The sequence below is a fragment of the Rhodococcus sp. PSBB066 genome (genome assembly GCF_017068255.1).
GTDB lineage: Bacteria > Actinomycetota > Actinomycetes > Mycobacteriales > Mycobacteriaceae > Rhodococcus > Rhodococcus aetherivorans.
In genome coordinates, this window is the sequence record NZ_CP070859.1 from 5462255 (window position 1) to 5476424 (window position 14170).

Consider the following 14170-nt stretch of genomic DNA (forward strand, 5'->3'; position numbering starts at 1 on the left):
ATGATATCGCGAGCGGCACGCGAACCGGTTGGTCGCCCCGGATATACCCGACAGAGTTGTTCCCGAGCGGGAAGACCCCGCGACGCGCTGCACCTCCGCACCGGCCGGAACCCGACGAGGGGTGGTTCCGCCCGAGGCGGAGGGAAGGCAGCGCGCGACCCGAACCGAGGGATCGTGTACAAGCTCGTCGACCGGATCGTCAACGGCGTTCCGCCCACGTTGGTCGCGGCCCTGATCGTGGCCGTCGCCGTGTTGCTGATCGTCGCGCTCTCCTCGGCCGCGCCGTAGCGACGGCCGGCCGCGCCTACCGGGCCGGCGTGCTGCTGCCCTTCTCGCCGAGCAGGTACGGATCGCGGGCGAGGTACTCCTTCGTCTCGCGGGCGATGAGACCCGAGAGGACGAGCAGGCCCACCAGGTTGGGCAGTGCCATCAGCCCGTTCATCACATCGGAGAAGTTCCACACCACCTCGAGCTCGGTGGTGGCGCCGACGTAGACGACGAGCACGAAGATCGCCCGGTACGGGAGGACGCCGCCCCGGCCGACGAGGCGTTCGACGCAGCGGTCGCCGTAGTACGACCACCCGAGGATCGTCGAGAAGGCGAAGAACACCACGGAGATCGTGACGATCCAGCTGCCCCAGTCGCCGCCGAGGCCGTCCGAGAAGGCGAGCGAGGTCATCGCCGCGCCCTGCTCGCCGGACTTCCAGGCGCCGGTGGTGATGATGACCATGCCCGTGAAGGTCACGACGATGATCGTGTCGATGAACGTCTGGGTCATCGACACGAGGCCTTGCCGCACCGGATGGGTGGTCTGCGCCGCGGCGGCGGCGATTGCGGCGCTGCCCATGCCGGACTCGTTGGAGAAGATGCCGCGGGCCACGCCGTAGCGCAGGGCGATCATGAACACCGAGCCGATGAAGCCGCCGGTCGCGGCGGTTCCGGTGAATGCGTCGGAGAACACCAGGGCGAACGCCTGCGGGATGTCGGTGATGTTGACCGCGAGGACGATGATCCCGGCGCCGACGTACAGCAGGATCATCGCGGGCACGAACCCGGCGGTGACCTTGCCGATGGACTTGATGCCGCCGAGCAGCACCGCGGCGGCGAGCACCGTCATGACGATGCCGGACAACCAGGTGGGCACCCCGAAGGTGGAGTCCATCTGGGTGGCGACGGTGTTGGCCTGCGTCATGTTGCCGATGCCGAAGCTGGCGAGTACGGCGAACACCGCGAACATCAGGCTCAGCGCCAGGCCGAACTTGTTGGGGATGGCGCGGGCCAGGTAGTACTGCGGGCCGCCGGACTGCTCGCCCTTGGCGTCGGTGACGCGGTACTTGACGCCGAGGAACGCCTCCGAGTACTTGCTGGCCATGCCGACGAGACCGGTGACCCACATCCAGAACAGGGCGCCCGGGCCGCCGAAGTAGATGGCAGTGGCGACACCGGCGATGTTGCCGACGCCCACGGTGGCGGCCAGCGCGGTCGTCAGCGCCTGGTACTGGGAGATGTCACCCTCGGTGGCGTCCGGGTCCTTGCGGATGATCAGCCCGAGCCGCAGGGCCGGCCACAGCTTGCGGAACTGCACGCCCCGCAGCCGCACCGTCAGGATCACGCCGGTGCCCAGCAGCAGCGGTATGAGCAAGTACGGCCCCCACACCACCGACGCGACCTCGACGAGGAATTCGTTCACCGACTCCATCCGTACCTCCTGCTGCGCGGTAAGGGGCAGAGTCTACGACGACGGCTCGTCCTGCCGCGCGGCCAGTACCGCGTCGTACAGCTCGCGTTTGGACACCCCGGACGTCGCCACCTGCGCGCACGCGTCCTTCAGCCGCACTCCGTCCGACACCAGCCGTTCCACCTCGTCGACCAGCTCGGCCGGCTCCGCGATCTGCGCCGACGCGCCCTCGAGCACGACGGTGATCTCGCCGCGCGCACCGTCGGCCGCCCACCGCGCCAGCTCGGCGAGCGTGCCGCGACGCACCTCCTCGTAGGTCTTGGTCAGCTCCCGGCACACCGCGGCGCGCCGCTGCCCGCCGAGCACGTCGACGGCGTCGGCGAGGCACGCGGCGAGGCGATGCGGGGCCTCGAAGAACACCACCGCGCGCGGCTCGGCGGCGAGGGTCTGCAGCCAGGCGCGACGGGCGCCGGCCTTGCGCGGTGGGAAGCCTTCGAAGCAGAACCGCTCGACCGGCAGCGCGGACAGCGCGAGTGCGGTGGTCACCGCGGACGGGCCGGGCAGGCACGTGACGGGCAGCCCGGCCGCGACGCACGCCGACACCAGGCGGTAGCCGGGGTCGCTGACGGACGGCATGCCGGCGTCGGTGACCAGCAGCACCGTCTTGCCGGCCTCGACGTCGGCGACCAACGCCGGCGTCCGGGCGGCCTCCACCTGGTCGTAGAAGCTGACCACCCGTCCGGTGACGGTGACCCCCAGCGCGGCGGCGAGCGCCCTGGTACGACGGGTGTCCTCGGCCGCGACGACGTCGGCGCTGCCGAGCGCGTCGCGGAGCCGTTTCGAGGCGTCGCCGATGTCGCCCATGGGGGTGGCGGCGAGCACGAGCCGGCCCTGTCCCGGATTGTCTGCCTGCATGCGTCTCAGCCTACGATCGGGGCGTGACCGTGACGGACGAGCGCCCTGCCGTGGCATCGGACCGCCGCCGGATGAACAGCCCGGGCCCGACGGTGCCCGCACCGGATTTCGGTCCGGTCGACCGCGGCCGGGGCTGGGTGGTGACGCTGTTCGTCACCGCGATCGCGGCGATCACCCGGTTCACGATGCTGCACTACCCCACCGACGCGAAGACGCCGGTGTTCGACGAGAAGCACTACGCCCCGCAGGGCTGGCAGGTGCTCACCGGCGGCGGGATCGAGGACAACCCCGGGTACGGCCTCGTCGTGCACCCGCCCGTGGGCAAGCAGCTCATCGCGCTCGGCGAGGCGCTGTTCGGTTACAACGGGTGGGGGTGGCGGTTCTCCGCCGCCGTCGCCGGGACGCTGCTGGTCCTGCTGGTGGTGCGGATTGTGCGGCGGCTGACCCGCTCGACCCTGCTCGGCGGCCTGGCGGGGATCCTGCTGATCGCCGACGGCGTCACGTTCGTCTCGTCGCGCCTCGGGATGCTGGACATCTTCCTGGCGCTGTTCGCGGTCGCCGCGTTCGGGTGCCTGATCGTCGACCGGGACGAGATGCGGGAACGCATGGCGCGCGTGCATGCCGAGGGACGCATCGCCGACACGGTGTGGGGTCCCCGGCTGGGCGTGCGGTGGTGGCGGTTCGGGGCCGGCGTGCTGCTGGGTCTGGCGGTGGGCACCAAGTGGTCGGGGCTGTATCTGATCGCCTTCTTCGGGCTGATGTCGGTGGCGTTCGACGTCGCCGCCCGCCGGGCCTACGGCGTGCAACGGCCGTGGCTCGGCACCGGGCTGCGCGACGTCGGTCCGGCGCTGTACGCGCTGGTGGTGGTGCCGCTCGGGGTGTACCTGGCGACGTTCTGGGCGTGGTTCGCCGGCGAGACCGGGGTGTACCGGCACGCGGTGGGTCGTCAGATCGGCACGGACGGGGCGTTCGCATTCGTGCCGGACGCCCTGCGGTCGCTGTGGTATTACAGCGCCTCCGTGCTCGAGTTCCACTCGGGGCTGACGAACTCGGCCGGCAACCTGCATCCCTGGGAGTCCAAGCCGTGGACGTGGCCGATGGGGTTGCGCCCGATGCTGTACTACTTCGCCGACGGCGAGCAGATCCGTGGGTGCGGCGGCGAGCAGTGCGTCAAGGCGGTCATGCTGGTGGGCACCCCGGCGATGTGGTGGCTGGCGCTGCCGATGCTCGCGTGGGGTGGGTGGCAGCTGCTGGTGCGGCGGGACTGGCGGTGGGCCGCGGTGCTCACCGGTTACACGGCGACGTTGCTGCCGTGGTTCGCGACGCTCGACCGGCAGATGTACTACTTCTACGCGGTCCCGCTCGCGCCCTTCCTGGTCATGGGGCTGGCGCTGGTGCTCGGCGACGTCCTCGGCTCGCCGCGGGCCTCGGCCGAGCGACGCTCGACCGGCCTGCTGGTCGTGTGCCTCTACGTCGGCCTGGTGGTGGCGAACTTCGTGTGGCTGTGGCCGATCCTCACCGCGGCGCCGATCACCGTGGAGACGTGGCAGCAGCAGTTGTGGCTGCCGAGCTGGCGGTGACGTCCGGCGGCGCGGCCCGCACGCCGACGGTCCGCTCGCGCTCGACGATGTCGACGATCGCGTAGCCGCAGCGCGAGAGCAGCGCGCTGATCCGCATGGACACCGGTCCGAGGGCGAGGCCGGGCGGCGGTTCGTCGAACACCCACAACTCGCCGGCGGGTCGCAGCAGCGATGCGACGGCCGTCGGCGCGGCCGGGTCGTCGCTGCGGAAACCGGGGACGTTGACGGCGAAGACCAGGTCGAACGATCCCGGCAGGTCGACGCCGGGGAATTCGCCGACGTGCAGTTCGGCGAGCCCGGCGTCGACTCCGTCCCGGTTGCGGCGACGAGCCCGATCGATCTGCGTGGCCGAGCGGTCCACCCCGACGACCCGGCCGCGGCGGCGCAGCCGCTCGCACACGAGCGCGACGGCGACACCCCCACCGCAGCCGATCTCGAGCACGTCGCTGCCCGGCTGCGGGTCCATGGCCTCGACCGCGAACGCGATCCGCGCCGGCACGGCACTACTCATTCGACGTCCGTTCTTCTCCGCGCCGCGCCGGGGACCGGTACTCGGCGCGGCGCAGCAACCGCCGACCGCGTGGGGACACCAGTGGGTCCCGCGACAGGTCCCGGTACAAGGACACGCACAGACCCACCATGACGAGCACGAACGGCGCCGCCGCGATGATCGTCATGGTCTGCAAGGCGGTGAGGGCATCGGCACCGCCCGTCCACAGGAGCAGGGCGGCGACGCCGCCGGTGAGCACGCCCCAGAACACCACGACCCGACGGTGCGGGGAGAGTGTGCCGCGCTGGGACAGGGTGCCCATCACGATCGATGCGGCGTCGGCCCCCGAGACGAAGAAGATGGCCACGAGCACCATCACGACGGCGGCCGAGATCGTGAACAGCGGCAGATTGTCGAGCATGCCGAACAACTGCGCCTCGGTCGTGCCGACGTCGGCCAGGCCGAGGCCGTCGCGCTGCTCGCCGATGGCCGCACCACCGAACACCGCGAACCACACCAGGCTCACCGTGCTGGGAACGACGATGACCCCTACGACGAACTGGCGGACCGTGCGGCCACGGCTGATGCGGGCCAGGAACATCCCGACGAACGGCGTCCACGAGATCCACCATGCCCAGTAGAAGACGGTCCACGCGGAGAGCCACTCGGCGACCTCGGGGCTCGACGCCGCGGTACGAGCGGACATGCGGGCCAGATCGGCGGCATAGGCGCCGAGAGTGGTGGGTACGAGATTCAGGATCAGCACGGTGGGACCGACCACGAAGACGAACGCGGCGAGCGCGAGCGCGAGCACCATGTTGATGTTGGACAGCCACTGGATGCCACGAGCCACACCGGACACCGCGGAGGCGACGAAGGCTGCTGTGAGCAGCGCGATGATCGCCACGAGCAGCAGCACCCCCGTCTCCTCGAGCCAACCGGTCACCGCGAAGCCGGACCCGATCTGCAGGGCCCCGAGGCCGAGCGAGGCAGCAGTGCCGAACAGCGTGGCGAACAGGGCGAGGATGTCGATGACCTTCCCGGCGGGTCCCTCGGCGCGGCGGCCGAGCAGCGGCAGGAAGGCGGAACTGATCAGCTGCTTACGCCCCTTGCGGTAGGTGCCGTAGGCGATGGCCAGACCCACCACGGCATAGATCGACCACGGGTGCAGGCTCCAGTGGAACATCGTCGTCGCCATCGCCGGTCCCACGCCCCCGGCTGTGCCCGGCGGCGGGGTCACGAAATGGGCCAGGGGCTCGGCGACACCGAAGAACATCAGGCCGATGCCCATACCGGCGCTGAACATCATGGCAATCCAGCTGACGGTGCGGAACTCCGGCACCTCGTCGTCCTTGCCGAGCGGGATCCGTCCGAACCGGCTCAGGGCCAGCCAGAGCGAGAAGACCACGAAACCCGACGCGGTGAGCACGAACAGCCACCCCAGGTTGACCACCAGCCAGTCCAGTACCGCCCCCGTCACGGCGGCGAAATTGTCCGGTGCGAGCAGCCCCCAGACGACGATCGACACCACGATCAGGGCCGTCGGGACGAACACGGCCGGATCGATCACCGGTGCGGTCCGTCGGCGCAGCCCTCCCGGGCGAACCGAAACGAGCCGGCCACGCTGAGCGTCGTGCGGATCCGTCGGTTTGTCCGAAAGGCCCATGATGTAAACCTCGTCCACTTCTCTGCGGAGCGCAACCGTCACCGCTCCGGGGGAAGTCGGACGAGTCACGCGCCCCGCAGCGCCGCGACGACGAATTCGAGCACCTCGTCGTCGGACATGCCGAGGGTGCGCAGTTCGCGGACGTAGCCGGTGGCGGCGCGCTGGGCGAGCGTGCGGGTGGGGTCACCGGACTCGGCGACGAACGTGCCCGCCCGGCCCCGAGTCTCGATGATGCCGAGATGCTCGAGCTCCCGGTAGGTCTTGGCCACGGTGTTCGGGGCGATGCCGAGGTGTTCGGCCAGCCCGCGGACGGTGGGAAGCTTGGTGCCGGCGATCAGCTCGTCGCGCCGCACCATCGTGACGATCCGCTGGCGCAGCTGCTCGTACGGCGGGACCGGCGAGTCGGGGTCGATGACGATGTCGAGCATCGGGGCGTCCTCAGGTGGGCAGGTGGTGCGTCGAGGCTAACAGTGCGGGCCGACCGTCCCCGACTGCGCCGCGGGGGCCGCCTCAGACCCGCGCCCTGTCCTCGTCGGCGTCCGCGGCGCGGGGGTAGCTGCCGGTCTCGAGCAGGTCGCGGATCTGGATCAGCAGGTCGGTCTCGCTCAGCGGCTTGTCGCCCTCCTCCTTGGGGGCGAACCGGGCTTTGGCGGTGTTCACCGGCAGGATCAGCACGAAGTAGACGACCGCGGGGATCAACAGGAAGTTGATCACCGCCGACACCACGGCACCGATGTTGACGAACGTCTCCGGGCTCGAGGTGATCTGGAATCCCCAGCCGTACTCGTTCGCGCCGCCCACCGAGGCCACGAGCGGGTTGACGATGTGGTTGGTGAAGGCGGTGACGATGGCCGTGAACGCGGCCCCGACGACCACCGCGACGGCGAGCTCGACCACGTTCCCGCGCAGCAGAAAATCCCGGAATCCCTTCAGCACGACACCTCTCCTGTCCTTCACCGACGCCGGACGATGGTAGAGACCGGCCGCGCCGCACTCAACCGGAGCGGGTGCGGCACGGCAGAATGTGGCCATGGCAACGACCGCGACGATCTACCACAACCCCCGGTGCAGCACGTCCCGCAACACCCTGAAGGTGCTGCAGGAGGCGGGCCTCGAGCCGACCGTCGTCAAGTACCTCGAGACCCCGCCGTCGCGCGACGGGCTGCGCAAGCTGCTCGACGACGCCGGACTCGTGCCGAGCCAGGCGATCCGGCGGAAGGAGGCACTGTTCGCGGAGCTGAACCTGGCGGACGCCTCCGAGGACGAGCTGCTCGACGCGATGGTGAAGCACCCGATCCTCATCGAGCGGCCGATCGTGGTCACCGACAAGGGCACCGTGCTCGCCCGCCCGGTGGAGAAGGTGCGCGAGATCCTCTAGGGTCCTGCCCGCTCGACCGCGCCGGACGCGCCGGTCAGCCGCGGGCGAGCGGGCAGGACATGCAGCGCGGCCCGCCGCGTCCGGAGCCCAGTTCGGATCCGGCGATCCGCAGCACCTCGATGCCCGCGTCCTCGAGGCGGGTGTTGGTCTCGATGTTGCGTTCGTAGGCGACCACCACGCCGGGCGCGAGGGCGAGGGTGTTGTTGCCGTCGTCCCACTGTTCACGCTCGGCGACGACCGGATCGAGGCCGGTGTCGATGACGCGGAGCTTCTCGATGCCCATCGCGTCGGCGGCCGCCTCGAGGAACCCGCGCGGCCCGCCGATCCGGACGTCGCCGTTCTCCCGGCGCAGAGTGAAGGCCTGCAACGTTTCCCGCACCGCGGGGTACATCACCACGGCGTCGACGTCCACCATGGTGCACACGGTGTCCAGATGCATCGAGGCCCGCTGCTGCGCGATCGGCACCGCCAGCACGGTGTGCGCGAGACCGTCCTCGAAGACGCTGCGCGCCAACGCTTCCGCACCCGCCGGTGTCGTGCGCTCCCCCACGCCCACGGCCACGACTCCCGGGCCGAGCAGCAGCACGTCGCCGCCCTCGACCGGCGCCGTGTGCGATTCGTAGGCGCGGCGCACCCCCAGGAACCGCGGGTGGAACGCGTAGATCAGATCGGTGATCGAGGCCTCCCGGCGCCGGGCCGGCAGTGCCAGGGTGGGGATCGCGACCCGCGGGCCGATCCAGAACGACGAGTCGCGGGTGAACAGCAGGTTCGGCAGCGGCTCGATCACGAAGTCGGCTCCGTGATGCATCAACCGCACCAGCGACGGCGCGGCTCCGAGGCCCGCGACGGGCAGTTCGTCGAACGTCATGCCGGCGACGAGGACGCGGGTGAGATCCGCGGCGGACATCGCGCGCAGGTGCGCGGCGAGTTCCTGCGCCAGCCCGTGCCCGAGCCGGCGCGGATCCACCGCGGACGACACCCCCTGGACGCGGGCGGCCCCGCTGACCTCGAGGGTCTCGGTGAGCAGGTCGGACAGGAGCAGCACCTCCACCCCCCGCCCGCGCAGCAGGTCGACGAACGCGTCGTGTTCCTCCTGCGCCCGCGCCACCCACGGCAGCGCGTCGAACAGCAGCTGGTCGTTGTTGCGGGGAGTCAGGCGTTCGAGCTCCGCGCCCGGCCGGTGCATCAGCACCGCCCGCAGCGACCCCACCTCGGAATCCACACCCAGCTGAGCGTTCATGAATAAGACCGTAATGCCGCGGCCCGCCGCGCGGCGCGCCGAAACTCCGCGAAGCCGGCCGGGCGCCCGCCCGGCGATGGCAGGATCGACGGTGCCCGACGACCGAGGAGACCCACATGACCGACACCGGCCCGCTCGGTGATCTCGCCGCCTTCGCCGGCCGCTGGGTGGGCGGCGGCGAAGGCCACTACCCCACCATCGAGGACTTCACCTACAACGAGACCATCGAGTTCACCCCCACTCCGGGCAAGCCGTTCCTGATGTACGTCAGCCGCACGAAGAACCCGGGCACCGGTCAGCCGATGCACACCGAGAACGGATACCTCCGTCTCGCCGATCACGAGGTGGAGCTGCTCGTCTCCCAGCCGACCGGGTTCGTGGAGATCCAGCGGTCGCGGCTCACCCACGGCGTCCTCGACTTCACCACCGTGCACCTCGAGCGCTCTCCCCACGCGAAGCCGGTGCACGAGCTGCGGCGGCGGTTCGTCCTCGACGGCGACGAACTGTCCTACGACCTGTGGATGGCGCACGCCCAGACCCCGCTCACCCACCACCTGCACGCCCGGCTGCGACGCGCCGGATAACCGTTCACAGCAGGCCGCGCTCGCGCGCCGCCGCGACCGCCGCGGTGCGCGAGTCCACGCCCAGCTTCGAGAAGGCATGCACCAGATGGGACTTGACGGTGGCCTCGCTCACGAACAGTTCCTTGGCGACGGCCCGGTTGGAGAGCCCCCGCGCCACCGCGCCGAGCACCTCGATCTCGCGGGCGCTCAGCTCCACCCGCGGCGTCTGCATGCTGCGGTAGAGCCGTTGCGCCACACCGGGATCCAGCACGGTTTCGCCCCGGGCGGCCCGCGCCACCGCGTCGACGAGCACGGCCGGGCCGGCGTCCTTGAGCAGATACCCGGCCGCCCCCGCCTCGACCGCGCGCAGGATGTCGGAGTCGGTGTCGTAGGTGGTCAGCACCAGCACCTTCGGCGGATCCGGCGCGGAAGCCAGTTCGGCCGTCGCCTGCGCCCCGTCCATCCCGGGCCCGAGCCGCAGGTCCATCAGCACCACGTCCGGGCGGTGCGCCGCGTTCTGCGCGACGGCCTCCCGACCGGACGCAGCCTCGGCCACCACCTCGAGCCCGGGCTCCGACGCGAGGAGGGCACGCAGCCCCGCCCGCACGACGGGATGGTCGTCGACGAGCAGTATCCGGATCACGGCAGCACCCGCACGGGAAGCGTTGCCGCCACGGCGGTTCCGTCGCCCGGCGCCGACTCGAGGAACACCGTGCCGCCCAGCTCGGCGAGCCGCTCCCGCATGGCGGTGAGCCCGAACCCACCGCCCGAGCCCGCGTCGCGGACGTCGAAGCCGACGCCGTCGTCGACCACGTCGAGCCGGACCTCGTCCGGGGTGTAGGCGAGGGTGACCCGCACGCGGCGCGCGTGGGCGTGCAGCCGGACGTTCGCCAGCGCGCTCTGCGCCACCCGCAGCAGCGCGACGTCGAATCCCGTGGGCAGCGGCAACGGTTCGCCGTCCACGCGCAGTTCCGCGTCGATGCCGGTGTCGGCACGCAACCGGTCCAGGATGCGGCCGAGGGCCGCCGCGAGCGGCGCATCGTCGAGATCGGACGGTCGCAGCTTGTCGACGACCCGGCGGGCCTCGACGAGATTGCGCCGTGCCGTCTCCTCGATCCGGCCGAGCAGCGCCGCGGTGTCGTCGCCGGCCCGCAGCCCGGCGCGGGCGAGCAGCAGGATCGACGAGAAGCCCTGGGCGAGGGTGTCGTGGATGTCGCGGGCCAGCCGGGCCCGCTCGGCGGTGGCACCGGTCTCCCGCTGCAACCGCACCAGCTCGTCCTGGGCGTCGAGCAGTTCGCGGTGTGCCTCGGTGAGCTCGGCGAGCAGCGCGTCGCGCTGCTCGGCGTCGCGCACGAGCTGCCGGTAGATCAGGGCCGTGCCGGACGCGACGAGCGCCCCGAACAACGGGCCGACGACGGCGGCCGTGGCGTTGGCCGTGCCGTGGCCCAGGCTCGCGGCGATCGCGACCGCCGTCAGAGCCGCCGTCGCGGCGAACGCGGCGATCGTGGGCAGCAGGTGGAAGCACAGGAAGAACAGCGCGAAGGCGAGCCACACGAAATCCGGTGCGAGCACCACCAGCGCCAGCCAGCCGGCCAGCAGCACCGCCAGCCAGATCCCGCCGCGGGACCCGCGCCGGGCGAACCACAGCCCCGAGATGTACCAGGCGAATTCGGCGCCCGCGAGGACCAGCACCCCCGGGGTGCCGCCGCCGCGCAGCACCCCGACGAGCAGCAGCAGTACGAACAGCGCGTGCTGGCCCAGCTGCATCGCACGCAGCACCGGGACCGTCCCCTCGGGGCGGTGCTGTCGGGCGGTCTGCATTTCACCGACGCTAACACCGCCGCGCACGCCGCCGCCTCCCACTTTCGATTGATCCGGGAACCCATCCACCGAGCGATGCGCCGGCATCACCGCACCGGGCACCGTGGAACTCATGTTCCTCGCACTGCGCGATCTGCGCTTCGCCACGGGGCGCTTCGCCGTCATGTCGGCGGTGCTCGTCCTGGTCTCGTTTCTCGTCGTCATGCTCTCCGGCCTCACCGCGGGCCTGGGCAACCAGTCGATCGCCGCGATCCGCGGCATCGGTGCCGATCACTTCGCCCTCGACGGCGGTGACACCGATCCGTCCGACCTGTCGTTCGGGGAGTCCACCGTCACGGACGCGCAGCGCACCGCCCTCGCCGCGCAACCCGGCGTGACCGACACCGCCGTGCTCGGCGTTGCCCCCGGACGCGTCGGTGCGGGCGGGCGCGAGGTGATGGCGGCCCTGTTCGGGGTCGCTCCCGGTTCCTTCGCGGCACCGGCGGCCCTGCGCCCGGCGACGGCGGCGGTCGACGCGCAACTCGCCGCCGACAACGGCTGGACGCCGGGCACCGTCCTGACCGTCGGCGGGCGGGAGGTCACCCTCACCGCTCTCGTCGAGGACTCCTACTACAGCCATCAGCCCGTGGTGTGGCTCGACCTCGGGACCTGGCGCGAACTCCCCGCGACGGCCGGCGCCGACGGGACGGTGATCGCGCTGCGGACCGGTCCCGGGTTCGACACGGCGGCGGCCGCGGCCGCGACCGGCACGAGCGTCCTCGACACGTCCGCGACCCTGAACACCGTCGGCTCGTACACCTCCGAACGCGGGTCGCTGCTGCTGATGCAGGGCATGCTGCTCGTCGTCGGCGCCCTCGTCGTGGGTGCGTTCTTCACGGTGTGGACGGTCCAGCGCAGCCGGGACATCGCGGTGCTGCGCGCGGTCGGCGCCTCCACCTCCTACCTCCTGCGCGACGCCCTCGGACAGGCCGCGGTGGTGCTCGTGCTCGGCACCGGCCTGGGCACCGTCGCCGCGACAGCCGCGGGAGCGGCCGCAGCCACCGTCGTGCCGTTCACGCTGAGCGCGGCCACGACCGTGCTGCCGTTCGTCGCGCTGGTCGGGGTCGGCCTCCTCGGGGCCGCGGCGGCCGTCGCACGCATCGGCTCCGTCGACCCGCTCACCGCGCTCGCCGCGGCCCACTGAGCTGTTCGAGACACCGACGCTGTTCGAGACACCGACGCTGTTCGAGACACCGACGCTGTTCGAAAGACACCGACCCGTTCGAGAAAGGCACCACCATGAGCGTGCGGCTCACCGACATCGTCCTCACCTATCCCGACGGCGACGCCACGCTGCGCGTCCTCGACGGCCTGGACTTCCACGCCGAGCCCGGCGAGACGGTCGCCGTCACCGGTCCGTCCGGATCCGGCAAGTCGAGCCTGCTGGCCGTCGCGGGGCTGCTCACCGTGCCCGACTCCGGGCGGGTCGTCCTCGACGGCGTGGACACCACGGGCCTCGACGCGGCGGCCCGCACGCGGCTGCGGCGCGAACGGATCGGCTTCGTGTTCCAGCAGGCGAATCTGCTTCCCTCGCTGACCGCCACCGAACAGCTCTCGCTGATCGCGCACCTGAGCGGGCGCCGGCTCGACCGGGCCCGCGCCCGCGACCTGCTCGCCGCGGTGGGCCTGACGCAGCAGGCCGACCGCCGCCCGCACCAGCTCTCCGGCGGGCAGCGGCAGCGGGTCGCGATCGCCCGGAGCCTGGTCAACGATCCGGCGGTGCTGCTGGTCGACGAGCCGACCTCGGCGCTGGACGCCGAGCGCAGCCGGGAGATCGTCGAGCTGCTCGAACGGATGGCACGCGAACGCGACGTCGCCGTCGTGATGGTCACGCACGATCGGGAGGCGCTGCGGGCGGGAACACGGCTGCGCGAGTTCGCCCTCGACAAGACGCCCGCCTGAGCGTCACCGGCGGGTACGCACCGCCTCGAGCGTGCGGGAGAAGTAGTTGTTGGCGAGCTGCATCACCACGTTGTACGGAGGCGCGAACTTGCGGGCCCACCAGTAACCGAAGCGCACGTCGAACGACGTGTACACCAGGAAACGGTTCTTCCGGATCCCGGCGAGGATGCACCCGGCGACCTTCTCCGGCGACGCGGCGTGCCGCTCGAACCGCGAGGTGAGCTTTCGGGCGGCCGGATGGTCGCGGTCCACGCCGACGATCTGCACCGAGTTCACCAGCGGGGTACGCACGGCGCCGGGCACGACGAGCGAGACCCCGATGCGGTGCCGGTGCAGGTCGAAGCGCAGCACCTCGGAGACTCCGCGCAGGCCGAACTTGCTCGCGCTGTACGCCGCGTGCCACGGCAGGGCCAGCAGGCCCGCCGCGGAGGAGACGTTGACGAGGTGCCCGCCGCGGCCGGCCTCGATCATGGGGGGCACGAAGTTCTCGATGACGTGGATCGGGCCCATCAGGTTGACGTCGACCATCTGCTTCCAGTGGCGGTGCTCGAGGGCGTCGACCGTGCCCCACACCGACGTTCCGGCGACGTTGGCGACCACGTCGAGGGCGCCGGCGCGGTCGTGGACGTCGGCGGCGAAGGCGGTGACCGCGTCGTAGTCGGAGATGTCGAGGGCGGCGGCGTGCAGCACCGACCCACCCCCTTCGCGCACCGTCCGCACCGTGTCGTCGAGACCGTCGGCGGCGAGGTCGGTGAGCACCAGTTCGGCACCCTCCGCGGCGGCGGCCAGGGCCAGCGCCCGGCCGATGCCGCTGGCCGCCCCGGTCACGAGGAACTTCCGGCCCCGCAGGTCCTTGATCGCCATCTCCGCCCCCGATTCGTCGTGTGCGGGTCACCTT

Annotated in this window: 15 protein-coding genes; 5 read left to right on the forward strand and 10 right to left on the reverse strand. The window is 71.4% G+C overall.

Annotated elements, in window-relative coordinates; all coding sequences use genetic code 11:
- Positions 1 to 304: 304 nt before the first annotated feature.
- Positions 305 to 1699 carry a sodium:alanine symporter family protein gene (locus JYA75_RS24805; RefSeq protein WP_006944928.1) on the reverse strand — a complete coding sequence of 465 codons (1395 nt, stop codon included), beginning with the start codon at positions 1697 to 1699 and terminating at the stop codon, positions 305 to 307.
- Between the two features lie 33 nt (positions 1700 to 1732).
- Entirely contained in the window at positions 1733 to 2593 is an 861-nt protein-coding gene (gene rsmI, locus JYA75_RS24810; RefSeq protein ID WP_006944930.1) for a 16S rRNA (cytidine(1402)-2'-O)-methyltransferase, read from the reverse strand.
- 71 nt (positions 2594 to 2664) lie between these two features.
- Between rsmI and JYA75_RS24815 the strand changes: the two genes are divergently transcribed.
- Positions 2665 to 4173, forward strand: coding sequence for a phospholipid carrier-dependent glycosyltransferase (locus JYA75_RS24815; RefSeq protein ID WP_170914054.1), 1509 nt, complete (start codon positions 2665 to 2667; stop codon positions 4171 to 4173).
- On the opposite strand, the gene JYA75_RS24820 is transcribed toward JYA75_RS24815, so the two are convergent.
- The 4 genes from JYA75_RS24820 to mscL all read right to left on the reverse strand — a co-directional run bounded on the left by JYA75_RS24820 (position 4124) and on the right by mscL (position 7265).
- Positions 4124 to 4684, reverse strand: coding sequence for a methyltransferase domain-containing protein (locus JYA75_RS24820; RefSeq protein ID WP_239010494.1), 561 nt, complete (start codon positions 4682 to 4684; stop codon positions 4124 to 4126). The genes JYA75_RS24815 and JYA75_RS24820 overlap by 50 nt on opposite strands.
- Complete coding sequence (locus tag JYA75_RS24825) at positions 4677 to 6329, reverse strand: BCCT family transporter (RefSeq protein ID WP_203329487.1); 1653 nt, start codon at positions 6327 to 6329, stop codon at positions 4677 to 4679. The genes JYA75_RS24820 and JYA75_RS24825 overlap by 8 nt, the downstream gene beginning before the upstream one ends.
- A 65-nt stretch (positions 6330 to 6394) precedes the next feature.
- Positions 6395 to 6757, reverse strand: coding sequence for a GntR family transcriptional regulator (locus JYA75_RS24830; RefSeq protein ID WP_006944937.1), 363 nt, complete (start codon positions 6755 to 6757; stop codon positions 6395 to 6397).
- An 82-nt stretch (positions 6758 to 6839) separates the two neighbouring features.
- Complete coding sequence (gene mscL, locus JYA75_RS24835) at positions 6840 to 7265, reverse strand: large conductance mechanosensitive channel protein MscL (protein ID WP_203329488.1); 426 nt, start codon at positions 7263 to 7265, stop codon at positions 6840 to 6842.
- Positions 7266 to 7359: 94 nt separating this feature from the next.
- Between mscL and arsC the strand changes: the two genes are divergently transcribed.
- Positions 7360 to 7707, forward strand: a complete 348-nt coding sequence (gene arsC, locus JYA75_RS24840) for an arsenate reductase (glutaredoxin) (protein WP_006944940.1) — start codon at positions 7360 to 7362, stop codon at positions 7705 to 7707.
- Between the two features lie 34 nt (positions 7708 to 7741).
- Here the strand turns inward: arsC and arcA are convergent, their stop codons facing one another.
- Complete coding sequence (arcA, locus tag JYA75_RS24845) at positions 7742 to 8947, reverse strand: arginine deiminase (protein WP_006944942.1); 1206 nt, start codon at positions 8945 to 8947, stop codon at positions 7742 to 7744.
- Between the two features lie 116 nt (positions 8948 to 9063).
- On the opposite strand from arcA, the gene JYA75_RS24850 reads away from it, so the two are divergent.
- Positions 9064 to 9531 (forward strand): FABP family protein, encoded by a 468-nt coding sequence (locus JYA75_RS24850; protein WP_006944943.1) that lies wholly within the window; start codon positions 9064 to 9066, stop codon positions 9529 to 9531.
- Positions 9532 to 9535: 4 nt separating this feature from the next.
- Here JYA75_RS24850 and JYA75_RS24855 read toward each other — a convergent pair whose 3' ends face one another.
- Positions 9536 to 10153, reverse strand: coding sequence for a response regulator transcription factor (locus JYA75_RS24855; protein ID WP_203329489.1), 618 nt, complete (start codon positions 10151 to 10153; stop codon positions 9536 to 9538).
- Complete coding sequence (locus JYA75_RS24860; RefSeq protein WP_050034767.1) at positions 10150 to 11331, reverse strand: sensor histidine kinase; 1182 nt, start codon at positions 11329 to 11331, stop codon at positions 10150 to 10152. The genes JYA75_RS24855 and JYA75_RS24860 overlap by 4 nt, the downstream gene beginning before the upstream one ends.
- Positions 11332 to 11443: 112 nt before the next feature.
- Here JYA75_RS24860 and JYA75_RS24865 point away from each other — a divergent pair, with 112 nt between their 5' ends.
- Both JYA75_RS24865 and JYA75_RS24870 read left to right on the forward strand, forming a co-directional pair.
- The gene (locus JYA75_RS24865) at positions 11444 to 12514 is read left to right on the forward strand and encodes an ABC transporter permease (RefSeq protein WP_050036292.1); all 1071 of its coding nucleotides are present in this window, start codon (positions 11444 to 11446) and stop codon (positions 12512 to 12514) included.
- 95 nt (positions 12515 to 12609) lie between these two features.
- Complete coding sequence (locus JYA75_RS24870; RefSeq protein ID WP_006944950.1) at positions 12610 to 13272, forward strand: ABC transporter ATP-binding protein; 663 nt, start codon at positions 12610 to 12612, stop codon at positions 13270 to 13272.
- A 3-nt stretch (positions 13273 to 13275) separates the two neighbouring features.
- On the opposite strand, the gene JYA75_RS24875 is transcribed toward JYA75_RS24870, so the two are convergent.
- On the reverse strand, positions 13276 to 14136 hold the full coding sequence (locus JYA75_RS24875; protein WP_006944952.1) for an SDR family oxidoreductase: 861 nt from the start codon (positions 14134 to 14136) through the stop codon (positions 13276 to 13278).
- Positions 14137 to 14170 lie beyond the last annotated feature (34 nt).